Here is a 24907-nt window from a genome sequence, read left to right on the forward strand (position 1 = left end):
GCTGTCCTCCGGCTTCGAGGCGGGCGTTATCGCAGACAAGTTTCGCCCAAACGTTCAGCGCAACGCTCAAATTTTAGCAGAGGAAATAAGGCAGGAAGCGCGTCCCAAAACGCGACGCGTGGAACCGGTTTACAGCCACTTCTTCCACTTGAAGATCCAGTACGGCACGACAGCCGCGATCAGCATCAGCACCAGTGCATACGGATAGCCGTGCGCCCACTCGAGTTCCGGCATGATCTTGAAATTCATGCCGTAGATCGAGGCAATCAGCGTCGGCGGCATCAGCACTACCGCCATCACCGAGAACAGTTTGATGATGTTGTTCTGTTCCAGATTGACCACGCCGAGCATGGCGTCGAGCACGAAGGTGATCTTGTTGGAGAGATAGGAGGCGTGGTCGGTCAGTGAGGCCACGTCACGCTGCATGGTCTTGAGCTGCTCGCGCATGTCCTTGGACCATTTCACGCCCTCGACCACCGCGGAGAGGAAGGTGACGAGGCGGCCGATCGAGACCAGGCTTTCGCGAACCTTCGAGGTCAGGTCGCCCTTACGGCCGATCGCGATCAGAATCTGCGAATATTGCTTGGCGTGGCCGTGGCGCTCGCTCTCCGGCTCGAAGATGTCGTGGGACACCTGGTCGATATCGGCCCCGCAGCGCTCCAGAATGTCGGCGCAACGGTCGATCACCGCGTCCAGCAGTTCCATCAGCACCTGCTCGCCGGTGATGCTGGGGGAACAGGCGCGCGCCAGCTTGTTCTCGACCAGCGCGAACGGCTTCGGCAGGTCGTAGCGCACCGTCACCAGCCGATGACCGGTGAGGATGAAGGTCACCGCCGTGGTGCGCGGCATGTCGGTGTCGGACTGGCACATCAGCGTCGCGGTCATGTAGCGCGCGCTGTTCTCGATATAGAGCCGGCTGGAGATCTCGATCTCCTGCATGTCTTCCCGGGTCGGCACCGCGATCCCCGCGAGCTTCTCGACCGCCCGGTCCTCCTCCACGGTCGGATTCACCAGATCGACCCAGACCGCTCCCTCGGGCAGCGCGCCGAGGTCCGTCGCGGTGGCCTTCTTGAGCGAAAACTCGGACGGAACGAACACCGACAGCATCACGAACTCCACGAAACAGGGCTGGCAGGACCCGCCGACTTAGCGCGATTCTGGGGGGCGCTTCATGACCGGGGTATTAACCGGGCATCCATACTTGTGGCGGCCAGGCGGCAGCGACGTGACGCCGACTCGTCGACCGTTGCCTGTTTGCACAAAAACCAACCCGGCACCAGAACAGTTGCGGCAAAAAAGCCACAGACAGCGTCCCGCGATGCGGGAAAGGCATCTAGACTCTGGGAATAATGGCACGTTTCGGCAATAATGCCGCTAATGGAATCGTGGCGTTTGGGGCGTAATAGTGGCGCTTTCGAGCGCGGATTTTCGATTGGAATGTAATCATGTCGTCGCTCAAAGTTACCCTCGGGATCCTGGCCGCGGGCCTGATGTTGTCGGGCTGCATGCAGGCCACAACCTATGAGGCAACCAACACCGCGAACTTCAAGCCGCGTGACAAGGAACTCCTGGCCAAGACCACCTACGTCAAGACGCCGGTCGCTGAACCGTTCCGCCGCGCCATCGTCGAGTATCACCGCAAGGAAGCCCCCGGCTCGATCGTGGTCGATTCCGACAACCATTACCTCTATTACGTGCTGAATGACGGCAAGGCGATCCGCTACGGCATCACCGTCGGCGAGGAAGCCATGGCCTGGTCCGGCATCGCCAAGGTCGGCAGCATGACCGAATGGCCGGCTTGGCACCCGACCCCCGGCGAAATCTCGCGCCTTGGCGTCCCGACCTTCGTGGCCCCGGGCCCGGACAATCCGATGGGCTCGCGCGCGATGTATCTCTATTCGGGCGGCAAGGACACGCTGTTCCGCATCCACGGCACTAACCAGCCGGAATATATCGGCGCGTCGATCTCCTCGGGCTGCATCCGCATGACCAACGAGGACGTCATCGACCTCTACAACCGCGTCAAGCTCGGCACCATCGTCGTGGTGCTGGAGCCGAAGCACGGCGACTCGCCCTACAAGCCGCAGATGGCGCTGCAGGGCGGCGGCGGCACGACCTACTGATCCAATCGCAATCGCGATCAAAAGCGCCGGCTTTGCCGGCGCTTTTTTGTTGGCTGCGGTTTGGTCTCGGCGCTGCGGTCGGGGGCGGTCGCATCATCTGATTTTGTGGCGTCCGGCTTGCCGGTGCCAGACTTGCCGTGGTCAGCTTTGGATGTGTCCGCTTTCGGCGCGTCGGATTTGGCGGCGACCTCGCGCGGCGGCGCCTCTTCGGGGCGCTCGGCCGGCAACAGCGGCGCGACCTGCGGCAGCGGGTCGTCCACGTTCCACTGGCAGATCCGGTAATTGTTGCGACGCTCGATCAGGTCGAGATGGATGTGGTCCTCGTGGTACCAGTCCGAGCCCGGACCGAGCACCGTGGAGAAGCGGGCACAGACCGAATGCAGCACGGTCTCGCGCAAGGTCCGCGGCACGCTGCGGTCGGTCAGCGAGATCGACTTGCCGTTGGCAAGACCGAGCGCGCGGACGTCGAGCGCATTGGCGCGGCCGTGCTCGGAGAGCTGCGCTCCGGCGACCCGATTGCGGCCGCGGCACTCGAACGAGTCGAAATTGTCGAGATTGCTGATCCCGCCCCCGAGGTTCTGCGCGAGCGGCGCGATATCGGTGCGGACCCAGTCGGCGACCGCAGCAGCCATCTTGCAGCGGAGGATCGCGGCGGGCTTGACCGCGACCTTGCGCTTGTCCGCCAGCACGATCGCCTCGAGCCGCACCAGATCCTCGCCGCCGCAGCCCCCGGCGCCGTGGATATCCGGAATGCTCGGGGCGATCGCGATCTCCTCGGTCAGCGCCTGTCGGCAGGCCGAGAGCTGCGGCGCGGCGGGCTCGGCCGGCTTGGCGACATCAGCGGGCTTGGCCGTCTCGCTGGGCCTGGCCGCCTCAGCAGGTGCGGCCGGAGACTGCGTCCCGGCCGCGGGCGGCTCGGGCTCGGTTGCCGCGGGCGCGTGGGCTGCCGCCGGCGCCTCAGCCGGGCGAGGCTTCGGCAGCGGCACCGCTGCGCGGCGGGCTGCCTTGTGCGGCCTTTGCGGCCGGGTGCCGAACAGATCGTCCCACGGAAAGCTGGGCACGCGGCGGGCGGCCTCGGCGGGGCCTGCTTGCATGCCAAGGCAAAGCAGCACGGCGGCGGTAACCATTGCCGCGCCCCCGCGACGAAACGCGCCAACAGGCCATTTTCGGCTTGCTTTCTCCGCGCTAAAGTTCATGTCAGTTCCATGATTTTACTGCCGGCCGTCCAAGATGCCGGCGGATCATGTGTGAGGATCGAGGAGGGATTCGCGTATGCTTGGTTTGATGCAAGATTGGCCCTTGCTGTGTCACAAGATTATTGAGCACGCCGCCAAATATCACGGCACACAGGAAGTCGTGACGCGGTCGGTCGAAGGCCCGATTCATCGCACCACCTACGCCCAGATCCACGCCCGCGCACTGAAGGTCTCGCAGAGCCTGGAACGCGACGGCATCAAGCTCGGCGATCGCGTCGCCACCATCGCCTGGAACACCTGGCGCCACCTTGAGGTCTGGTACGGCATCATGGGGATCGGCGCGATCTGCCATACGGTCAATCCGCGCCTGTTTCCGGAACAGATCGCCTGGATCGTCAACCACGCCCAGGACCGCATCGTCATCACCGACCTCACCTTCGTTCCGGTGCTGGAGAAGATCGCAGGCCAGCTGCCGAGCGTCGAGCGCTACGTGGTGCTGACCGACAAGGCGCACATGCCGCAGACCACGCTGAAGAACGCGGTCGCCTATGAGGACTGGATCGCAGCATCCGACGGCAAGTTCGAGTGGAAGACCTTCGACGAGAACACCGCGGCGGCGATGTGCTACACCTCCGGCACGACGGGCGATCCCAAGGGTGTACTTTATTCGCACCGCTCCAACGTGTTGCACGCGCTGATGGCCAATTCGAAGGACGCGCTCGGCACCTCCGCGTCGGACACAATGCTTCCGGTGGTCCCCTTGTTCCATGCCAACAGCTGGGGCATCGCCTTCTCCGCGCCGTCGATGGGCACCAAGCTCGTGATGCCGGGCCCGAAGCTCGACGGCGCCTCGGTGTACGAGTTGCTGTCGACCGAGAAGGTCACGCACACCGCCGGCGTGCCGACGGTGTGGCTGATGCTGCTGCAATACATGGCCGCCAACAACGTCAAGCTGCCGGATCTGCAGATGGTGATTTGCGGCGGGTCGGCGATGCCACGCTCGATGATCCAGGCGTTCCTCGACATGGGCAGCCAGGTGCGCCACGCCTGGGGCATGACCGAGATGAGCCCGCTCGGCACGCTGGCGACGCTGAAGCCGCCGTTCACCGAGCGCACCGGCGAGGAGCGGCTCGACATCCTGCAGACCCAGGGCTATCCGCCGTTCGGCGTCGAGATGAAGATCACCGACGATGCCGGCAAGGAGCTGCCGTGGGACGGCAAGACGTTCGGCCGTCTCAAGGTCTCGGGCCCGGCGATCGCCAAGGCCTATTTCCGGATCGACAGCAACATCCTCGACGATGCCGGTTATTTCGACACCGGCGACGTCTCGACGATGGACGAGCACGGCTACATGCGGATCACCGACCGCTCCAAGGACGTGATCAAGTCCGGCGGCGAATGGATATCTTCGATCGATCTCGAGAACCTCGCGGTCGGCCATCCGGCGGTCGCGGAAGCCGCCGTGATCGGCGTCCATCACCCCAAATGGGATGAGCGGCCGCTGCTGATCGTGCAACTCAAGCAGGGCCAGAGTGCCACGCGCGAGGACATCCTGAAGTTCATGGACGGCAAGATCGCCAAATGGTGGATGCCCGACGACGTCGCCTTCGTCGACGGCATTCCCCACACCGCGACCGGCAAGATCCTGAAGACGGCGCTGCGCGACCAGTTCAAGGACTACACGTTCCCGACCGCCGCGGCGTGAAAACAAACGCTCGTCATGCCCGGGCTTGACCCGGGCATCCACGACTTCATCGTGCGGCAAGACATGGATGGCCGGGTCATAGGCGAGCGCAAGCGACGCCGTCCTTCGGACGGCTATGCCCGGCCATGACGATTCGGGGTAAAGCCCAAATCCCTTGAATTCGCCGCAGGTCCGTGGTCTCACACGACTGATCGCGGCGGCCGAGGTCGCCTCAGGACATCTCAACCGGCAGATTTTTCGACGATGGCGCGCAGGTTTTCCGCTCCCTACCAGCAGGACCCCGTGTCCGGTCTCGCCACCTGGTCGCGCAACCTCGCCATCTTCTCCGTCGTCGCGGTGGTCGTTTCGATCCTGATCGTCCGCTTCGGGTTCCTGGAGGTCAAGCCGGCGCTGGCGACCTTCTTCGGCGCGCTGGGCCTGGCCGGCCTGTCGATCCTGCTCGGGCTGGCCGCCTTTGCCGCGATCTGGCAGAACGGCACCCGCGGCATGGGCCGGATCCTGCTCGCGCTGCTGATCGACGCGGCGATCCTCGCCTACCCGGCCTACCTCATCTATCAGTACCGCAAGCTGCCGCGGATCTACGACGTCACCACCGACGCGATCGACCCGCCGAAATTCGAGGCGCTGGCGCGGCTGCGCACCGGGGAAGGCACCAATCCTGCCGCCTATGCCGGCCTCTATTCGGCCGAGCGGCAGCGCGCGGCCTATCCCGATATCGAAACCGTCGAGCTCGAAACCCCGGTCGACCGCGCCTACGAGCTGACGCTGCGGCTGGTCAACCGTCGCAAATGGCTCGTCATCGACGCGCGCGCGCCGCAGCTGCCCCGCCGCATCGGCCGCATCGAGGCGGTGGCGCGGACGCCGATCATGGGTTTCCGCGAGGACGTCTCGATCAGGGTCACCCCTGACGACGAGGACTCCCGCGTCGATATCCGCTCGGCGTCGCGCTATTTCGACACCGATCTCGGCAGCAACGCCGCCCGCGTCAAGAAGCTGATCGAAGACCTCAACAGCGCGGCCGAGAACGACAATGCCAAGCCGGCGAAGAAGGCGGCGCCTGTCGCGCCAAAGGCGCCGCCGGCGAAGACGGTGAAGAAGTGACGCGGTAGCGTCATTCCGGGGCATCGCGCAGCGATGAACCCGGAATCTCGAGATTCCGGGTCTGGTGCTCGGCACCATCCCGGAATGACGAACTAGGCCATCCGATACGTCCCGCCGATCACCGGATCGCCGTCCGTCGCCACGACGCCGCGTGCGACAAGGTCCTCCAGATGCGCCAGCACCGAATAGCCGGCGGCATTGGCGAGCCGCGGATCGAGCCCGATATAGATCGCCCGCACCATGGTCGGAATGTCGGCCTCGCCCTTGCCGAGACGATGCAGGATCGACGCCTCGCGCGCCCGGCGATGCCGCGCCAGGAAGCGGACGTAGCGCGGGCCCTCCGGAATCTCCGGGCCGTGGCCGGAGAAATACAGCTGCTCGGGCCGCTGTTCCAGCCGCTCCAGCGAGGCCATGTAATCGATCATCGAGCCGTCCGGCGGCGCCACGATCGAGGTCGACCAGCCCATCACATGGTCGCCGACGAAATTCATGCTGCGCTCGGCCCAGGCGAACGCCAGATGGTTGGCGGTGTGGCCGGGGGTCGCGACCGCCTCCAGCGCAAAGCCCGCGCCCTCGATGACGTCGCCGTGCTTGACCTGCACATCGGGCCGGAAATCGCGGTCGGCGCCGGATTCCGGATTGTGCTTTTCGCTCTCGAAGCGCGGGCGCGAGGCGCGGTGCGGTCCCTCGGCATAAACCGGCGCGCCGGTCGCGGCCTTGATCCGTGGCGTGTTCGGCGAATGGTCCCGATGGGTATGGGTGACCAGGATATGCGTCACGGTCTCGCCCTTGACCGCATCGAGCAGCGCCTTGGCATGCGCCTCGTCGTCGGGACCGGGATCGATGATCGCGACCTTCCCCTCGCCGACGATGTAGCTGACCGTGCCCGTGAAGGTGAACGGGCTCGGATTGTTGCAGAGGACACGGCGAACGCCGGGGCGGACCTGTTCGACCACGCCGGGCTTCAGCGGAAAGTCGCGGTTGAACGGGATGTCGTCGTTGTCGGCCATGGGGATTTTCTCTGCATCGTCATTCCGGGATGGCCCGCAGGGCCAGACCCGGAATCTCGAAAGAAGGGAAAGGAACGCGGCGCGAGATTCCGGGTTCGCGCCGTCCAAGTCGGCTGTTGCCGACTTAGACATTTAAAATCTGCCGAACTCGGGTAAACCTGAGTTCGGTTGGCGCGCCCCGGAATGACGAGCAAGCGCCCTTACGAGAACGCCTGGATGCCGGTGATCGCGCGGCCGAGGATCAGCGCATGGACGTCGTGCGTGCCCTCATAGGTGTTCACCGTCTCGAGGTTCGCGGCGTGGCGCATCACGTGATACTCGATCTGGATGCCGTTGCCGCCGTGCATGTCGCGCGCCATGCGGGCGATGTCGAGCGACTTGCCGCAATTGTTGCGCTTGACGATCGAGATCATCTCAGGCGCCATCTTGCCCTCGTCCATCAGGCGGCCGACGCGCAACGAGGCCTGCAGGCCGAGCGCGATCTCGGTCTCCATGTCGGCGAGCTTCTTCTGCACCAGCTGGGTGGCGGCGAGCGGCCGGCCAAACTGCTTGCGGTCGAGCGTGTATTGCCGCGCGCGGTGCATGCAGTCCTCGGCAGCGCCCAATGCGCCCCAGGAGATGCCGTAGCGGGCGCGATTGAGGCAGCCGAACGGGCCCTTGAGGCCGGAGACGTTAGGCAGCAGCGCGCTTTCCGGCACCACCACATTGTCGAGCACGATCTCGCCGGTGATCGAGGCGCGCAGCGACAGCTTGCCGCCGACCTTCGGCGCCGACAGGCCCTTCATGCCCTTCTCGAGGATGAAGCCGCGGATCTGGTTGTCGTGCGCCGCCGACTTGGCCCACACCACGAACACGTCGGCGATCGGCGCGTTCGAGATCCACATCTTGGCGCCGTTGAGCTTGTAGCCGTCAGCGACCTTCTCCGCGCGGGTCTTCATGCCGCCGGGATCGGAACCGGCGTCCGGCTCGGTCAGGCCGAAGCAGCCGACCCATTCCCCGGTCGCAAGCTTGGGCAGATATTTCTTGCGCTGGTTTTCGTCGCCATAGGCGTAGATCGGATACATCACCAGCGACGACTGCACCGAGTTCATCGAGCGATAGCCGCTATCGACGCGCTCGATCTCGCGCGCCACGAGGCCATAGGCCACGTAGCTCGCATTGGCGCAGCCATACTCCTCGGGCAGCGTCACGCCGATCAGGCCGAGCTCGCCCATTTCGTTGAAGATCTCGCGGTCGGTTTTCTCTTCCAGATAGGCCTTGGTGACCCGCGGCAGCAGCTTGTCCTGCGCATAGGCTCGCGCAGTGTCGCGGATCAGGCGTTCGTCTTCGGTGAGCTGGTCGTCGAGCAGGAACGGATCATCCCACTGGAAGCTGGCGGCAGCCGGCTTGTCCTTGGCCTGGGGGCGCACGCTCATGAAACATCCTTTCGCATCGTCTATCGGAAATTGGCGGATAAATTAAAGCGCTATGCTGCGAAGCGCAATTGGTGATCCTCTCACCGTCATTCCGGGGCGATGCGCAGCATCGAACCCGGAATCTCGAGATTCCGGGTTCGCGCTATCGCGCGCCCCGGAATGACTGACGTTAGGTCTCCAGCTTCTCGTTCGACACGATCTCGATGCCGAAACCTGACAATCCCTTGTAGTCATGCACCGACGAAGTCAGGTGCCGGATCGAGGTGACGCCGAGATCACGCAGGATCTGTGCGCCGACGCCGACCTCGCGCCACTGCCTGTGGCGATCGGCCTCCGCCGTCTTCTGCTCGCCAACCGGCTCGACCGGAACACCGGCGGCACCATCGCGCAGATATACCAGCACGCCGCGGCCGGCATCCTTGAAATGCCGCAGCACGGCTTCCATGCGCGCCGGCCCGGTGAACAGGTCTTTCACGATGTTGGGCTTGTGCAGCCGCGTCAGCACGTCCCGGCCGTCGCCGATGCCGTTATAGACGAAGGCGGCATGCATGATCTCATCGAACGGCGAGCGATAGGCGTAGCCCTGCAGCGGGCCGATCGGGCTTTCGGTGGTGAAGGTCGCGACCCGTTCGATCAGCTTCTCGCGCGCCTGGCGATAGGCGATCATGTCCGCGATCGTGACATGCTTGAGCTTGTGGGCGGCGGCGAATTTGGCGACCTGCTCGCCCTTCATCACGGTTCCATCGTCGTTCATCAGCTCGCTGATGACGCCTACCGGCGGCAGGCCGGAGAGCCGGCACAGATCGACCGCCGCCTCGGTGTGGCCGGAGCGCAGCAGCACGCCGCCGTCGCGCGCGATCAGCGGGAAGATGTGGCCGGGACGCGCGAAATCATTGGCGCCGGCATTGGGATTGGCGAGCGCGCGGCAGCAGGAGGCGCGTTCCTCGGCCGAGATGCCGGTGCCACCATCGGGCTTGTAGTCGATCGAGACCGTGAAGGCGGTGGTGTGGTTGGACTCGTTGTGCGCCACCATCGGGTCGAGCCGCAGCCGGCGGGCATCCTCGGTGGTGATCGGCGCGCAGACGATGCCGGAGGTGTGGCGGATGATGAAAGCCATCTTCTCCGCCGTACAGAACGACGCCGCGACGATCAAATCGCCCTCGCCTTCCCGGTCGTCATCGTCGGTGACGACAACGAGTTCACCCTTCGCAAAGGCTTGCAGCACTTCCTGGATCGTATCGGCCATTGTCCTGACATCTCGCTATATGCAGGCAGTGGATTAGCCGGGTTCCGATGTCAGCGCCAGTATCATTATGCAACCCGCCATGCATCCGGCAGGGATACCAGGAGGGGAGATTTCACCTCTCCCAAAGGGAGAGGTCGGATCGCATCGCTCGATGCGATCCGGGTGAGGGGTTCAGCCCTCTCGTGGGACTCGAGCCCCCTCACCCGCTGCGCAAATCGACCTCTCCCCGATGGGGAGAGGTGATGGACAGCCTTGAGACCGGCGTTACGGCAGCACCTCGCGCCGGTCGCTGAGCTGGACGTCCAGCTCGGCGCGCTTGTCGTCGAGCAGGCCGGCGTCGGCCGCCTCGATCACGGAATAGAGCTCGCCGGCGTCGCTGAGCCGGGTCACCGTCACGTAGTCGGCGCCGGCGCTGTAGAGGTCGTCGACGCCGGTCAGGAGGTCCGCGGTGGCAACGATCCGCGCGGTCGGATTGAGGGCGCGGACGTGGCGCACCAGCTTCTCATTGTCGGCGCCGACCAAGAGGAAATCCGGCACGCTCAGGATGATGATCTCGGCCTTGCCGATGCCGGCATGAACCAGGGTGTCGACATTGCTGATGTCGCCATAGATCACATGCATGCCGCGGTCGGACAGCGTGCGGAACACCAGCGGGTTGAAATCGATGACGCTGATCTGCTCGAGTAGCGACTGGTTCTGCCGCTCGATCTGGCTGATCAGCGCGCTCGCCGCGCGGAAAAAGCCGAGGATAACGATGCGCCGGATCTCGCCATGTCCGCCCTCGTGCCCGGCCTCGCCGCGGCCCTGGCCTTCCTGATCGAGGTCGCGCAGCCCGATCCGCTTCAACGGACCGATCAGGCCGCGCACGATCTGGTCGCTGCGCCCCATCGCGAAGGTCGAGAGCACCGCCAGCACGACGAAGGCGAACGAGGCCGCACTCGCGGTTTCGGTTCCGATGTGGTTGGCGGCGACGCCGGTCTGGATCACGACCAGCGAGAACTCGGAGATCTGCGCCAGGTTGATCGCCGGCAGCAGGCTGGCACGCAGGCCCTGCTTCATCAGATAGAGCGGCGTGAACGTCGTGATCAGGCGGCTCGCCACCGTGAAGGCCGCGATGACGAGCGCAAGCCAGATCACCGAGAGGCCCGGAATCGGGATCGTCATGCCGAGCGCGACAAAGAACAGCGTGATGAAGAAATCCCGCAGCGTCGTGACCTTGGCGGTGACGTCGAGCGCATAGGGAAAGGTCGAGATCGAGACGCCGGCGACCAGCGAGCCCATCTCGCGCGACAGATGCAGCCGCTCGGCGATCTCGCCGATCAGGAAGCACCAGGCGAGCGCGCCGAGCAGCACGAGCTCGGGCCGCCGCGCGATCTGGTGGAACAGGCGCGGCAGCACGTAGCGGCTCAGCACCAGCGCGGTCGCGACCAGCACCGCGACGCGGGCAATCGACAACAGCACGACGCTGATCTGCAGATTGTCGAGGCTCGGCTGCACCGCCAGGAACAGGATCGCGAAGATGTCCTGCAGCACCAACACGCCGAGCGTGATACGGCCCGGCAGCGTATCCAGTTCGCGCTTCTCGTAGAGCACCTTGACGATGATCACGGTCGACGACAGCGCGCAGGCGACGCAGAGATAGATCGCGTCGAACTTGCCGCCACCGACCGCAAGCCCGATAGCGGCAAAGAACGCCACGCCGATCAGGCAGCCGCCGATCAGCTCGCCGGCTCCCGCGAACAGGATGACCTTGCCGGCACGGATGATCTTCTTGAGGTCGATTTCCAGCCCGATCATGAACAGCATGAAGATCAGGCCGAGCTCGGAGATGACGCTGATCGATTCCTGGGACTTGACCCAGCCCATGCCGAATGGACCAATGAAAAAGCCGGCGATAAGGTAGGCCAGTATCAGCGGTTGCCGGGAGAAGTGGGCGAGCAGCCCAATCCCCCAGGCAAACAGGATACAGAGCGTGATATCGGGAATCAGTTCATGCATGCGTCAAAGACTTCCTGTTGCCGCAACCTAGAGGGCCGGGCGTGAGGATCAACCGAGCAATGTGTCACATCCGCGCAGGCGGCATTTTTCTCGCAGTTTTGCTCTGCCTGCTCACCGTGCGCATGTCAGAGGCGCTAGCACAATCCTCGGCAAGTATTGAACAAAATTTCGCGAACTCGTTGACGACGGTGCCATCGGAGGGCCTCACCGCCTCCGGTGCATTCTACGTGCCGGTGTATTCCAGCGTGTCGATGAGCCAGGGCAAGCTCAGGGCCGATTTTTCGGTGACGCTCAGCGTGCACAACGCCTCCGAGACGAAGCCGCTGGTGCTGAAGCGGATCGCCTATTTCGACACATCAGGCAAGATGGTGGAGAGCTACCTTAAATCGCCGGTCGCGCTAAAACCGTTTGCGACCGTCGAGGTCGCGATCGCCACGACCGATACCCGCGGCGGCACCGGCGCGAATTTCGTGGTCGATTGGGCGGCCGCCGGCGAGATCGCGGAACCGGCGGTCGAGGCCTTGATGGTCGGCAGTGTCGGCGCAGGGCACTACGCCTTCATCAGCCAGGGCCGGCCGATCCGGCCGGTCGGCAAGAACTAACCTCATGGAAGGCCGCTTGCCGCGGCCTTCTCAACGATAACAACACGGAGCGAAACGTCCATGTCCACCTCAGCCCAGTTCGACTTTACACCGCTACTCGCGGCCGGCCTGCCTGCCCCGGCCGCACGCTGGACCGGGCTCGCCAAATACAGCTTCGTCGGCGGCAACAACGATCCCGACCAGGTCCCGGTCGACGGGCTGCTGGAGGCGGTCAACGCCGTGCTGAAGCGCGAGGGCAGGAATCTGGCGACCTACAATCTCGCGCACGGGCCGCAGGGCTATCTGCCGCTGCGCCAGTTCCTGACCGAGAAGCTGAAGCGCGACGCCGGAATTGCCTGCACGCCGGACGAGATCATGATCGTCTCCGGCTCGCTGCAGGCGCTCGATCTGATCAATCACACCTTGCTCGCCAAGGGCGATACCGTGCTGATCGAGCAGGAAACCTATCAGGGTTCGCTGAACCGGCTGACACGGCTTGGCGTCAATGCGGTCGGCATTCCCCTCGATGGCGAGGGCATAAGGATCGATGCGCTGGCTGCGGCACTCGCCGATCACAAGCGGCGCGGCATCACGCTGAAATACATCTACACCATCCCGACGGTACAGAACCCGACCGGCTCGATCCTTCCCGAGAGCCGCCGCGCCGAGATGCTGAAACTGTCAAGGGAATACGGCGTGCCGATCTTCGAGGACGATTGCTATGCCGATTTGATCTGGAGCGGCGAACGGCCGCCTGCGATCTATGCGATGAGCAAGCATGGCGGCGTGATCCATATCGGCTCGTTCTCGAAGTCGATCGCGCCTGCGCTGCGCGTCGGCTTCATCGTCGCGCCCTGGGAGATCATGTCGCGAATGCTGCCGCTGAAGACCGACGCCGGCTCCGGTGCACTGGAGCAGATGGTGCTCGCGGAATATTGCGCGCCGCATTTTTCGACCCACGTGCCGCGCCTGACCAAGGGCCTGCGCGCCAAGCTCGATACGCTGATGGAGGCGTTGAACGAGCAGTTCGGCACCGCGGCCGAATTCGAGGCGCCCAAGGGCGGCATATTCCTCTGGGTCAAGCTGCCCGACAATGTCGACACGCTGAAGCTCTATCAGGCGGCGCTTGCCGCCGGCGTCTCGATCAATCCGGGACCGGAATGGTCGACCAGCAAGGCCCATTCCGGCAGCCGGCTCCGCCTCTGCTTCGCCAGCCCCTCGCACGAGCAGATCCGCGAGGGCGTTGCCGCGCTGGCCGAGGTGTGCCGCAAGGAGTTCGGCGTGCCGGCGCGCAGCAGCAACGTGGAGAAGCGCGGCTAGATCATGATGACTTTGCGCTGAAGCGAGTTGCGGACTCCGCTTCACCTCGCCCCGCGTGCGGGGAGAGGTCGGAACGCATCGTCAGATGCGTTCCGGGTGAGGGGGAGCCTCCGCAACCTCAGCTATCACCGGATATGCGGAGGCAGCCCCTCACCCCAACCCTCTCCCCGTAAGAACGGGGCGAGGGAGCGCAGCGCGCTTGCGGTCGCCATTCGATCTGATCTCATCATGCTCTACCGATCTGCGCGCCTACCTCACCGAGAACGGCGCCTGATAGGGCCGGCCGAACGGCACGCCGTTGACCACGGTCTGCACCGGCTTCAGCAGCAGATTGCCGTCGCGCTTGTTGTTGCGGGTATCGACGAAGGAGACCGGGCCTTCGACGAGATCCATGATCGCGACGTCGCCGGGCGCGCCACGCTGCAGCGTGCCGACCTTCGGGGTCCGGTTGATGATCCGCGCCGGCGCCGAGGTCGCCATCGCCACCACCTGATCCAGCGACGAGCCCATCGCCAGGAACTTGCTCATCACGTTCGGCAGGAACGGAATGCCGGGCGAGTTGCCCGAGAAGACGTGGATGTCGGAGGAGATCGTATCGGGCGCGCAGCCGGCGGGGATCGCGACTTCGGCCACCGTGAAATCGAAGCTGCCGCCGCCATGGCCAACGTCGAACAGCACGCCGCGCTGCTTGGCCGCGAGCGCCGCCGGCAACAGCTTGCCCTCCTGGACGATATTGGTGAAAGCGCCGGACATGTTCGGCGCGCCGGAATAGGCGTGGGTCAGGATATCGCCCGGCCGCAGCAGATCGAGGATGTCGGACATCAGCTCCCTGGTCTCGACGCCGCCGATATGTACCATCATCCGCGCCGGCCAGCCGCACATCTCGCAGGCCTGGATGCCGCGCTTCAGCGGCTCGAGGCCGTGCTTGAAGATGACGTTTTCCGACATCCGCACCTTGACCCCGATCAGGAAGTCGGGGTTCTCGGCCAGCGCCATCGCGCAGGCTTCGACCTGGGCGTTGTCGATGTTGTAGAGCTCGGCCACCGGGAATGCCGACAGGCCGTTGTTGGCGATGTGGACGAAGGCGTAGATCCGCGCCCGCGATTGCGCGACGATGAAGCGCCGCAGCGCCGCGAGGTTGTTGACGCCGGCGTCGCCCGCCGAGACGACCGTCGTGGTGCCCTGGAATTGCACCAGCTCGTCGGCGGGAATGCCGATCGCCGATCCGTACGGGTAGACGTGGCAGTGCAGATCGACCAGACCCGGCATCACGAGCTTGCCCGACGCGTCAATGGTCCTGGCGGCGCGAGCAGCCGGGATCTCGTCTTCGATCGCCTCGATGATGCCCCAGCGGATGCCGATGTCGCGCTTGCCGCGCAGCGACTGGCTGGGATCGATGACATCGCCGTTCTTGATCACGAGGTCGAACTTGTCGTCCGGCCCCATCGCCGCAGCGGCCGGCCTCGCGATGGCTGCGGCAGCGGCCGATCCCGTCACTTTCAAAAAATCCCGGCGTGAAAATTCGCTCATGGCAACGTCCCCCCGAACATTGATTTTTATGGCGCGATGATGCGTCGGACGCAGCGGTTAGGCAAGGCCGGGAAAGCCGCCCGTGCGCTCGCTCATCGGTTGTGCGCACCAACACGCGACGGCAGCAGCGTTCGAGGCAGTTGCTGAACAAGCGTTCAGAAAACTCCTCTGATTCCTGCGGAACGTTTCAATCTCCGTACGGTTTTCTCTTCGCTTATTTGAGGAGGATGAGATGAAAAAGATTGGCTTTGTTCTCGCGGCGGTTGGTGCGCTTGCGGTGGCCGTTCCGTCGATCGCGAGCGCCGAGACGGTCGTGATCAGACATGGCGGTCATCATCACTGGGACCGCGGCTGGGGCGCACGCGCCGAAATGCGCCATGACCGTGGCTGGCATCGCGGTTGGCATCATGGCTGGCATCACGGCCATGACCGGACGGTGATCATCAAGCGTCATCACTACTAAGGACCGACACAACGGAAAATGGCTCCTCACGGAGCCATTTTCTTTTCTGCTTCCTCAGGGCCAGCGGCCTCAATCCCACGCCGGCGCAAACCCCGGATTGACGCAGCGCATGTCCTTGGGCAGCGCCGCAATCGCCTTGCGGTCCGCGTCGTCGAGCTTGACCTTCAGTGCGTCGAGATTGGCCTTTTGGCTTTCGGCGCGCGAGGCTTTCGGAATGGCCGCCACGCCATCCTGATCGAGCAGCCATTTCAGCGCCACCTGTGCTGCGGTCGCATCATGCTTGCTGCAGATTTTCGCCAGCGTCTCGTCGGTGGCGAAGCGGCCCTGGGCGAGCGGACAATAGGCCACCAGCGGGATCGATTTCGCGGCGAGATATTTGCGCACCGGCGTCTGGTCCAGCATCGCGTGATATTCGATCTGGTTGCAGGCGATCGGCGCCTTGATGTCCTCGACCACGGTCTTGAGCAGCGCGGTGGTGAAATTGGCGACGCCGATCGCGCGGGTCCGGCCTTCCTCCCTCAGCTTCATCAGCGTCTCGAAGATGGCAGGCAGCTTCATGCTCCGCGACGGCCAGTGCACCAGATAGAGATCGACGTGATCGAGCCGCAGCTTCTTCAGGCTGGCGTCGAACGCTGTCCGGATCGCATCCGGCGCCAGGTTCTCGTGCCAGACCTTGGTGGTCACGTGCAGGTCCGTGCGCGCGACATTCGAGGCAGCGATCGCCGCCCCGATCGCCTCTTCATTGCCGTACATCTCGGCTGTGTCGATATGCCGATAGCCGAGCCCAAGCGCGCTCTCGACCGCCGCGCGGCAGGTATCGCCCTGCATGCGGAAGGTGCCGAGCCCGAGCTGCGGAAGGCTGATGCCCTGTGTCTGCAGATTTTCCATGGATAGCTCCTGACGCGTGGGAAGCCGATGCCATCGACGACCTCACGCCAGCAAATCGTTTCGTGGGAATGAAATTGGCAGGACTGCCGACACGCAGTCTGCCCGCAAACCGGCCCCTCGGGCAAGACGCCGGCAATCAAGATGTCGCGACGGATCAGAGACGGCGCTAGATGTGCTGCGCCATGATCTGGCCGGGCCGCGCGTCCGGCCGCGGCTCGATATCGACCGACCAGAGATCGTGGTTGTCGACGTCCTTCAGCGTCACCGTCATCACGCCGGTCTTGCCGTCGATGTCGACGCGGCCGAAGAATTGCAGCCCGAAGCACGGCGCGAGATTGTCGCCCTGTTCGGCCGAGCAGCCCTTCTGGTACATCGCCTTCGGGCCAAACGTGTTGTCGAGTTCGCCCGGCGACCAGGTGCCGGCATGCAGCGGGCCGGAGACGAACTCCCAGAACGGCTCGAACTCCTGGAACACCGCGCGATTCGGATCATAGTGATGCGCGGCGGTGTAGTGCATGTCGGCGGTGAGCCAGACCGTGTTGCGGACCCCGGCGCGCTTCATGAAGGACAACAGATCGGCGATCTCGTGCTCGCGCCGCGCAGGCGGGCCGTCGCCGAGCGCGACCGCATCGAGGCTGACGAGGCCGATCGGCAGATCCGCCGCGATCACCTTCCAGACAGCATCCGACGCCACCAGCTCCCGCTTCAGCCAGGCGAGCTGGCTCTGGCCGAGGATGCAGGCCTGGTCCGGATCGCCCTGCTTATTCCAGCTGGAATCGCGATAGGAACGCATGTCGATGATGAAGACGTCGAGCAGCGGCCCGTAGGGAATCTTGCGGTAGACGCGGCCATCGCGCTCCGGCATCAGCCCCATCGGCATGAATTCGTGGAAGGCGCGGCGTGCCCGTGCCACCAGGCGCGAGCTGCCGTCCGCCTCATAGCCGGTCGCATCGGTGGTGCCGAGCGGCGACCAGTCGTCGGCCACCTCGTGGTCGTCCCACTGCGCGAACATCGGCACCTCGGCGTGGAAGGCGCGGAAATTGTCGTCGAGCCAGTTGTATTTGTAGTTGCCGCGAAACTGATCGAGGCTCTGCGCGACGGCGGATTTCTCCTCGGTGACGATGTTGCGCCAGATCTCACCGTTGGGGAGTTTCTGCTCCGACGGCACCGTGCAATCGGCGTAGATGTGATCGCCGGAATGGATGAAGAAGTCCGGACGCTCGTCCAGCATGGTGCGGTAGCTGCGCAAGCCGCCGCGCGCGGGGTCGATGCCCCAGCCCTGCCCGACGACGTCGCCGGACCAGACGAACGAGACGGGACGCCGGTCGGCCGGCGCGGTTCGGAAATGGCCGACCCGGCTTTCGCCTGATGTGCCGTCGCGGTCCTCGAAGCGCACGCGATAGAACAGGTCCTGGCCCGGCGGCAGGCCGTCGAGCAGCAGCTTGGCGGTGAAGTCGCGCTCGGGCAGCGCATCGGCGGACACGGTGCGCAGGATGCTGGCGAAGCTTTCGACCGCGGCGCATTCGATGTGCATCCGCGCGGCGCGATCGGCGCGCGCCCAGATGACAGCGGAATCGCTTGCCACGTCGCCGGACTGGATGCCCGCAATCGCGGGCCGATCCGCGGTGCGGCTCAGATACGGTCTTGCCAGCGCGCCGAATCCCGCCAGCGCCGCGGTCGACGCCGAGCGCACCAGAAGCTGGCGCCGGGTGAGGCCACGCCGCCTCGCGGAGTTCGCAGTCGGCATCGAATAACCTTCGTCGAATCGCAACGAAGGTTTTGCCTGCGCTCCTTGACTCCGGCCTTACGGTTTCTTGACTCTCCGCCGACGGTTTTGCGACGGCGGGATGACTCGGGGGAGATGGAAATCGGAAAAGTTTGGAGTGCTAAGCACTCAGCCAAATCCGTCATCCTGAGGAGCGCGGAACGCGCGTCTCGAAGGATGAACGGCCCCCGTTCGTGGCCGATTCATCCTTCGAGACGGCCGCTTCGCGGCCTCCTCAGAGTCTGACTCATAAGTCACCCAACCTTAGCTGCAGCCGCGAGTCTGCGGGTCAGGAGCCTGATGTGTGCAATCAGCAGCCAGGCAGCTTCGGTTGCCACCGTCGCCTCGAAGTCCTTGGCGAGGCGGCGGCATCTGCCGAACCAAGCGAATGTGCGTTCAACCACCCACCGCCTCGGCAGAAGCTGGAAGCCTTTGACGCCTTGAGGCCGCTCGACGATCTCGACAGTCCATGGACCGCAGTCTGAGAGCGCGTCGAGGAGTTGATTTCCGCGGTAGATCCGGTCGGCAAAGACGTGGCGCAGCCGGGGGAAGTTCATCCGCACGTTCTTCAGCAGCGGTACGGCGCCATGGCAGTCCTGAACGTTGGCCGGATGAACATGAACCCCGAGGAGGAGGCCATTGGTATCCGTCACGATATGCCGCTTGCGGCCGTAGATGCGCTTGCCTGCATCGTAGCCGCGCGGTCCGCCAGCTTGGGTGGTCGGCGCACTTTGACTGTCGATCACGGCTGCCGTCGGCTTCGGTGTCCGTCCAAGCTTTTTTCGCGCCCGTCGGACAAGCACGCTGACAATCCTCTGCCACCGGCCTGTATCCCGCCATCTATAAAAATAGCCCTGCACCGTCGAATAGGGCGGGAACTCCTGCGGCAACGCCCGCCACTGGCAGCCGGTCGAAACGATATAGAGGATCGCTTCGATCACACGACGCAGCTCCGTCTTACGCGGCCGGCCGCGCCGGTTCGCTCGCGGCAACAGGCGTCTGATCAGCGCCCACTCCGCATCGGTCATATCGCTTGCATAACGCAGATCGTCCCGCCGATATTGCTCCCGAGTGATCTTGGTCCAGGGCATCGTGCTCTCCCTCGAATCTCTGCAAATCCGATGGAATCACACCCCACTGAGATCACTCACTCATTTTTCAGTCAGGCTCTCAGGATGACGGATTTGATATTGGTGCGAACGCGCGCGCAAGTCGGCGTGAGACCGCCGAGCCGCCTCACCGATGCCAGTTGCAGATGCCGCCGGTGCGGCACGGCCAGGTCTGGATCCGTGTGTCGCGGGCCTCCGCATCGAGCGGGTTCGAGTGCCGGCGCGCGAGCTTGGCGCGGGCGGGCACGCGCGCTTCCGCGCGCTTCTTCTCGTGCGGCGCGGTCACCCTGGTGGTCCGCACGGCCTTCTTCGGCGCGACTTTCGGCTCCTCGACCTGCGGCTCGACATTCGCATGCTGATCGGGGCCATGGTCGGTCTTCGCCTCGACCGGAACGGGCTCGAACTGCGCCGGCGGGCCAAGCGGCTTCGGCGACAACACTGCGCGTGAAAGATCGAGGCTGAAGAACTCGCTGGGGCGATACTCGTCAGCCAACGCCACGCCGCCCCAAGCCAGGCACGCGGTACAAACGGTTGCAACAAAAGCGTTTTTCAGGACCATCAAACGGCCTCCTGAAATCACTCGAACAGAACACCCATCATGTAGGAGCCCCGGCCGCGCGAATCCAGCCGCTGGTCGCGAGCAGGGTTACCGGTCAACCAAGGCGTCCGTGGAAAGTTCCCTAGTCGCCACCTGGAGCCCTTTCCGTTCCGATGCTATCGGAACGTGACTCCAGATTCTTGTTCTGACGCGTTTTCTTAACGCGAACCGGTGGCCACTTCGCTCGAAAACGCTCTGCCCTATTCGGCCGCCTGCGCCAGCGGCTGGCCGATCGCGCGCTCCAGCCGCGCGCATTCGGTGCGGTAGCGGGCGACGTTGCCCTCCTTGATGTGGCCATAACCACGCACGAGCTCCGCAGCCTTCGCCAGCGCCACGAGGCGCGGCAAGTCGAGCGGCTTCCTGCCGTCGAGGTGACGCAGGATCATCGCCGAATACTCGACCGGCAATGCGCGCTCCATCTTGCGCTCGGCGGTATAGCCGAAGATGTCGAAGGCGGTACCGCGCAGGCCCTTCAGCCTTGCGAGCATGCCGAACGCCGTGAAGATCCACGGACCGAATTCACGCTTCTGCAGCCGCCCGGTGACGGGATCGCGCTGGGCCAGCAGCGGCGGCGCCAGCAAGACCTTCAAGCCGGAATTGCCTTGGAATTGTTCCCTCAAGGCCTTGCTGAACTCGCCATCGGAATAGAGCCGCGCGACCTCGTATTCGTCCTTGTAGGCCATCAGCTTGAACAAGCCCTTTGCGAAGGCTTCGGTCAGGTCCTGCGAGCCAGGCGCGGCGGCCGCTTCGGCGGTGCGGACGCATGCGACGTCGTCGAGATAGCGCTTGGCGTAGGCCGCATCCTGATAGTCGGTGAGGAATTTGGCGCGGAACGCGATCGCCTCGTCCAGCGTCTTCTTTGCCGGCGCGGCGCCGGCGCTCTTGAAGCGTGCGGCGCTGACCACGCGTTGCAGATCATGCGCGGCGAGCCGGCCCCACGAGAACGCGGTCTTGTTCATCTCGATCGCGGCGCCGTTGAGCTCGATCGCCTTCAGGATCGCTTCCAGCGACAGCGGGATCGCGCCGCGCTGGAACGCGAAGCCGAGCATGAAGGCGTTGGTGGCGATGCTGTCGCCCATCAGCGCCGTGGCAAGCCCGGTGGCGTCGAGGATGTCGAGATCGCCAGGCGTCACCGCGCCGTTCAGCGCATCGCGCATCGAGCTGGCTTCAAAGTCGATATCGGGATCGATCACGAAGCTCGCGGTCGGCAGGAGATCGGCGTTGACGACGGCGCGGGTGACGCCGCGCTCGGCGCGGCTCAGGGCCGGCACGCTGGTGGCGACGACGAGGTCGCAGCCGAGGATCAGGTTGGCATTGCCCGGCGCGATGCGCACCGTGGTCAGCATGTCCGCCGCCGGCGCGAGCCGGACATGGCTCATGACAGCGCCGTTCTTCTGCGACAGGCCGGTGAAGTCGAGCGTCGAGCAGGCGAGCCCCTCGACATGCGCGGCCATGCCGAGCAACGCACCGATGGTGATGACGCCGGTGCCGCCGATGCCGGTGATCAGGATGTTGTAGGGATTGCTCAACGTGGCCACAGGCGGCGTCGGCAGATCGGCGAACAACGCCTTGGGATCGGCGGCGGTGCGATCGGCCTTGCGCAGCTTGGGATCCTGCACCATCACGAAGCTCGGGCAAAAGCCCTCGATGCAGGAGAAATCCTTGTTGCAGTTCGACTGGTCGATGCGGCGCTTGCGGCCAAGCTCGGTCTCCAGCGGCTGCACCGAGACGCAGTTCGACGCCACCGAGCAGTCGCCGCAACCCTCGCAGACGCGCTCGTTGATGAAGACGCGCTTGGCCGGATCGGGGAACAGCCCGCGCTTGCGGCGGCGGCGCTTCTCGGCGGCACAGGTCTGGTCGTAGATCAGGACGGTGAGGCCCTCGATCTCGCGCAGGGTGCGCTGCACGGCATCGAGTTCGCGGCGATGATGGATGGTAGCGCCGGGCGGGAAATAATTGGCGGGATATTTGTCCGGATCGTCGGAGACGATCGCAAGCTTCCTGGTGCCCTCGGCGGCGACCTGATGCGCGATCTGCGACACCGTGAAGCCGCCCTCGGCCGGCTGGCCGCCGGTCATCGCAACCGCATCGTTGTAGAGGATCTTGTAGGTGATGTTGACGCCGGCCGCGGCCGCTGCGCGCAGCGCCAGCAAGCCGGAATGGGTGTAGGTGCCGTCGCCGAGGTTCTGGAACACATGCTCTTCGCTGGTGAACGGCGCCTGCCCGATCCAGCTCACGCCCTCCGCGCCCATATGCGAGATGGTCTGGGTGTTGCGGTTCGGCACCGACAGCGCCATGCCGTGGCAGCCGATGCCAGCCATGGCGCGGCTGCCCTCGGGGATCTTGGTCGACGAGTTGTGTGGGCAGCCCGAGCAGAAATACGGCGTGCGCTGCAGCTTCGCGGTGCCCGTGCCCTCGGCGGGGCGATCGAACGCCTCGAGTTTTGCCAAACGCTGCTCCAGCAGCGGGCTGCGGTGACCGAGCCGGCGCAGCCGCGCCACCACGGCGGCGGCGACCATGGTCGGCGTCAGCTCGCCCTCGCTCGGCAGCAAGGGAGCGCCGCTCTCGTCGCGCTTGCCGACCACCGAGGGACGCTTGGAGGCGTCCATGTTGTAGAGGATGCGGACCAGCTGGTCCTCGATGAAGCCGCGCTTCTCCTCGACGACCAGCACATCCTGCAGGCCCTCGGCGAAGGCGCGCGCTCCGCGCGCTTCGAGCGGCCAGGTCAGCGCCACCTTGTAGATGCGCAGCCCGAGCGCCTGCGCATCGGCATCGGTGATGCCGAGATCGGCGAGCGCCTGGCGCAGATCGAGATAGGCCTTGCCGGTCGCCATGATGCCGAGCCGCGCCGGCTTGGAATCCAGCACGATGCGGTCGAAGCGGTTGACGCGGGCGAAGGCCGCGACCGCCTCCATCTTGGGCCCGTGCAGCCTGCGCTCGGCGTCGAGCGGCAGATCCGGCCAGCGGATCGAGAGCCCGCCCAGTGGCATCTCGAAATCGTCGGGCATGATGATCTTGATGCGATCGGGATCGCTGACGATCGAGGCCGAGCTCTCCACGGTCTCGGAGATCGCCTTGAAGCCGACCCAGCAGCCGGAATAGCGCGACAGCGCGAAGCCGAGGATGCCGAGGTCGAGATAGTCCTGCAGCGTCGCCGGATTGACCACCGGCATCAGCGCCGAGGCGAACACCTGCTCGCTCTGATGCGCCAGGGTGGAGGATTGGCAGCCATGGTCGTCGCCCGCCAGCGCGATCACGCCGCCGTTCGGCGAGGTGCCGGCAGAATTGGCGTGCTTGAGCGCATCGAGCGAACGATCGACGCCGGGGCCCTTGCCGTACCAGATGCCGAACACGCCATCGACCTTGGCGCCGGGGAACATGCCGACCTGCTGGCTGCCCCACACCGCGGTCGCCGCCAGATCCTCGTTGAGGCCGGGGACGAAGGCGATGTCATGTTCCCTGAGAAAGGATTTCGCCCGCCAGAGCGCGTGGTCGTACATGCCGAGCGGCGAGCCGCGGTAACCGGAGATGAAACCGGCGGTGTTCAGCCCGTGCGCGCGGTCGCGTTCGCGCTGCAACATGGGCAATCGGACCAGCGCCTGGGTGCCGGAGAGGAAGATTCGTTTCGTATCCAACCGGTACTTGTCGTCCAGTCCAACTTCCATCAACGCCATCAGTTTCCCCGTCAGTCAGCCACGCCGGTCCGAACCGGTCTGATTATCTTCCGAAATGATCATGCATCAGCATGCACTGATTTTGTTATGCATGAACAGCCCCGTTCCATGGCCGCAGCACATATCTCATGTTGCGCATGCGAGGCCTTGTTGCCGCTGCAAGGCTTGCCGAACCCCGGCATCTTTGAAACGGTGGCGCGCAAAGGGAGACCAAGGATGATTACAGTCGAATCCGCGTTCACGACGGAAATCGTGGAGAACGGCGATCTGCTGGTGGGTCCCTGGCGCAGCCCGAAGCAGATGCTGCAGGCCCAGACCTACGATTCCCATGCCTCGATTCACGACGATGCAACCGCGCAGAAGCTCGGCTTCCGCGGCGGCACGATCGAGGGACCGACCCATTTCAGCCAGTTCGCGCCGCTGTGCGAGCGGATCTGGGGCCGCGCCTGGTTCATGACCGGATGCCTCTCGACGCATTACCGCAACCCGGTGTTCGAAGGCGAAGAAGTGCAGGCCCAGATCGAGAAGCCGAAGCCGGGCCAGACCGTTTGCACGATCGGGATGGTCAAGCGCGACGGCACCGAGATCCTGCGCGGCACCGCCTCGATCGATGGCAACGGCAGCGAGACGGCGCTCAGCCACCGGCTCGGCGAATTGAAGCCGCTGACCGATCCCGTGATCCTCGCCGACATCAAGGTCGGCATGAAGACGCCGCGACAGGCGATCAAGATGGATTTCGACCAGAACATGGGCGATCTCTATCCGTTTTCGCTGGCCGAAAAGCTCAAGGTGATCACCGAGCCTTCGGACTATTATTCGCTGGAGCACAATCCCTGGGGCCGCGCCATCATCCCGATGGAGATGCTGAGCGTGCTGTTCCAGTACCGCGCGCGCGAGGACCGGCTGCCGGTCCGCGGCCCCGCCGTCGGGCTGTTCGCCGACCAGGAGATTCGTCTTCTGCGCGGGCCGCTCTTCCCCGGCGAGACCTATTGGGTCGAGCGCGAGGTCGTGGCGCTTTCCGGCAGCAAGCGCACCGAGAGCATGTGGGTGCGCTCGACTGTGTTCGATGCCGACAACGCCGTGGTCGCAACGATGCTGCTCAACGGCGCCAGCATGAAGGACTCCTACGCCAACTACGCCAGCGAGCACAAAGCCCTCTACGGCTGAAACAACAGCCGCCTCTTC

The 24907-nt window shown here is 64.7% G+C and carries 19 protein-coding genes; 7 read left to right on the forward strand and 12 right to left on the reverse strand.

The annotated features are described in order from the left end of the window. Positions 1–129: 129 nt before the first annotated feature. On the reverse strand, positions 130–1107 hold the full coding sequence (locus J2R78_RS04485) for a magnesium transporter CorA family protein (protein ID WP_092083830.1): 978 nt from the start codon (positions 1105–1107) through the stop codon (positions 130–132). Between the two features lie 338 nt (positions 1108–1445). Here J2R78_RS04485 and J2R78_RS04490 point away from each other — a divergent pair, with 338 nt between their 5' ends. Continuing rightward, positions 1446–2123, forward strand: coding sequence for a L,D-transpeptidase (locus tag J2R78_RS04490; RefSeq protein WP_057015206.1), 678 nt, complete (start codon positions 1446–1448; stop codon positions 2121–2123). A 17-nt stretch (positions 2124–2140) separates the two neighbouring features. On the opposite strand, the gene J2R78_RS04495 is transcribed toward J2R78_RS04490, so the two are convergent. Next, on the reverse strand, positions 2141–3319 hold the full coding sequence (locus J2R78_RS04495; RefSeq protein WP_375166975.1) for an extensin family protein: 1179 nt from the start codon (positions 3317–3319) through the stop codon (positions 2141–2143). A gap of 76 nt (positions 3320–3395) precedes the next feature. Between J2R78_RS04495 and J2R78_RS04500 the strand changes: the two genes are divergently transcribed. Together J2R78_RS04500 and J2R78_RS04505 are read left to right on the forward strand one after the other, a co-directional pair. Next, on the forward strand, positions 3396–5024 hold the full coding sequence (locus J2R78_RS04500; RefSeq protein WP_253603138.1) for a fatty-acid--CoA ligase: 1629 nt from the start codon (positions 3396–3398) through the stop codon (positions 5022–5024). 243 nt (positions 5025–5267) lie between these two features. Further along, positions 5268–6125, forward strand: a complete 858-nt coding sequence (locus J2R78_RS04505) for a DUF1499 domain-containing protein (protein WP_253603139.1) — start codon at positions 5268–5270, stop codon at positions 6123–6125. 92 nt (positions 6126–6217) lie between these two features. On the opposite strand, the gene J2R78_RS04510 is transcribed toward J2R78_RS04505, so the two are convergent. The 4 genes from J2R78_RS04510 to J2R78_RS04525 form a co-directional block, all read right to left on the reverse strand. Then, a complete protein-coding gene (locus J2R78_RS04510) occupies positions 6218–7135 on the reverse strand; it encodes an MBL fold metallo-hydrolase (RefSeq protein WP_253603141.1) in 918 nt (305 codons plus the stop codon). Positions 7136–7335: 200 nt separating this feature from the next. Then, the gene (locus tag J2R78_RS04515) at positions 7336–8550 is read right to left on the reverse strand and encodes an acyl-CoA dehydrogenase (protein WP_028334515.1); all 1215 of its coding nucleotides are present in this window, start codon (positions 8548–8550) and stop codon (positions 7336–7338) included. 169 nt (positions 8551–8719) lie between these two features. After that, positions 8720–9796: a 3,4-dihydroxy-2-butanone-4-phosphate synthase gene (gene ribB, locus J2R78_RS04520; protein WP_028334516.1), complete on the reverse strand. Its 1077-nt coding sequence runs from the start codon at positions 9794–9796 to the stop codon at positions 8720–8722. A gap of 264 nt (positions 9797–10060) precedes the next feature. After that, positions 10061–11794 carry a cation:proton antiporter gene (locus tag J2R78_RS04525; RefSeq protein ID WP_253603143.1) on the reverse strand — a complete coding sequence of 578 codons (1734 nt, stop codon included), beginning with the start codon at positions 11792–11794 and terminating at the stop codon, positions 10061–10063. A gap of 59 nt (positions 11795–11853) precedes the next feature. On the opposite strand from J2R78_RS04525, the gene J2R78_RS04530 reads away from it, so the two are divergent. Both J2R78_RS04530 and J2R78_RS04535 read left to right on the forward strand, forming a co-directional pair. Continuing rightward, the gene (locus tag J2R78_RS04530; RefSeq protein WP_375162624.1) at positions 11854–12396 is read left to right on the forward strand and encodes a DUF3124 domain-containing protein; all 543 of its coding nucleotides are present in this window, start codon (positions 11854–11856) and stop codon (positions 12394–12396) included. Positions 12397–12456: 60 nt separating this feature from the next. Next, entirely contained in the window at positions 12457–13695 is a 1239-nt protein-coding gene (locus J2R78_RS04535) for a PLP-dependent aminotransferase family protein (RefSeq protein ID WP_253603145.1), read from the forward strand. 249 nt (positions 13696–13944) lie between these two features. Here the strand turns inward: J2R78_RS04535 and J2R78_RS04540 are convergent, their stop codons facing one another. Then, positions 13945–15225 carry an amidohydrolase family protein gene (locus J2R78_RS04540; RefSeq protein ID WP_253587669.1) on the reverse strand — a complete coding sequence of 427 codons (1281 nt, stop codon included), beginning with the start codon at positions 15223–15225 and terminating at the stop codon, positions 13945–13947. Positions 15226–15457: 232 nt separating this feature from the next. Between J2R78_RS04540 and J2R78_RS04545 the strand changes: the two genes are divergently transcribed. Continuing rightward, positions 15458–15688: a hypothetical protein gene (locus tag J2R78_RS04545; RefSeq protein ID WP_050387960.1), complete on the forward strand. Its 231-nt coding sequence runs from the start codon at positions 15458–15460 to the stop codon at positions 15686–15688. A 69-nt stretch (positions 15689–15757) separates the two neighbouring features. Here the strand turns inward: J2R78_RS04545 and J2R78_RS04550 are convergent, their stop codons facing one another. From J2R78_RS04550 to J2R78_RS04570, 5 genes are all read right to left on the reverse strand, one after another. Then, positions 15758–16576, reverse strand: a complete 819-nt coding sequence (locus J2R78_RS04550; RefSeq protein ID WP_253603147.1) for an aldo/keto reductase — start codon at positions 16574–16576, stop codon at positions 15758–15760. A gap of 166 nt (positions 16577–16742) precedes the next feature. Beyond that, on the reverse strand, positions 16743–18323 hold the full coding sequence (locus J2R78_RS04555; protein ID WP_253603149.1) for an alkaline phosphatase: 1581 nt from the start codon (positions 18321–18323) through the stop codon (positions 16743–16745). A 272-nt stretch (positions 18324–18595) separates the two neighbouring features. Then, positions 18596–19432 carry an IS5 family transposase gene (locus J2R78_RS04560; protein ID WP_225164260.1) on the reverse strand — a complete coding sequence of 279 codons (837 nt, stop codon included), beginning with the start codon at positions 19430–19432 and terminating at the stop codon, positions 18596–18598. 145 nt (positions 19433–19577) lie between these two features. Beyond that, complete coding sequence (locus J2R78_RS04565; RefSeq protein ID WP_225161659.1) at positions 19578–20009, reverse strand: hypothetical protein; 432 nt, start codon at positions 20007–20009, stop codon at positions 19578–19580. Between the two features lie 239 nt (positions 20010–20248). Continuing rightward, positions 20249–23722 (reverse strand): indolepyruvate ferredoxin oxidoreductase family protein, encoded by a 3474-nt coding sequence (locus tag J2R78_RS04570; protein WP_253603151.1) that lies wholly within the window; start codon positions 23720–23722, stop codon positions 20249–20251. A 216-nt stretch (positions 23723–23938) separates the two neighbouring features. Between J2R78_RS04570 and J2R78_RS04575 the strand changes: the two genes are divergently transcribed. Continuing rightward, on the forward strand, positions 23939–24889 hold the full coding sequence (locus J2R78_RS04575; RefSeq protein WP_253603153.1) for a hypothetical protein: 951 nt from the start codon (positions 23939–23941) through the stop codon (positions 24887–24889). The last annotated feature ends 18 nt before the right edge of the window (positions 24890–24907 follow it).

Origin of the sequence: Bradyrhizobium sp. USDA 4538, assembly GCF_024171045.1 — a bacterium.
Lineage (GTDB): Bacteria > Pseudomonadota > Alphaproteobacteria > Rhizobiales > Xanthobacteraceae > Bradyrhizobium > Bradyrhizobium australafricanum.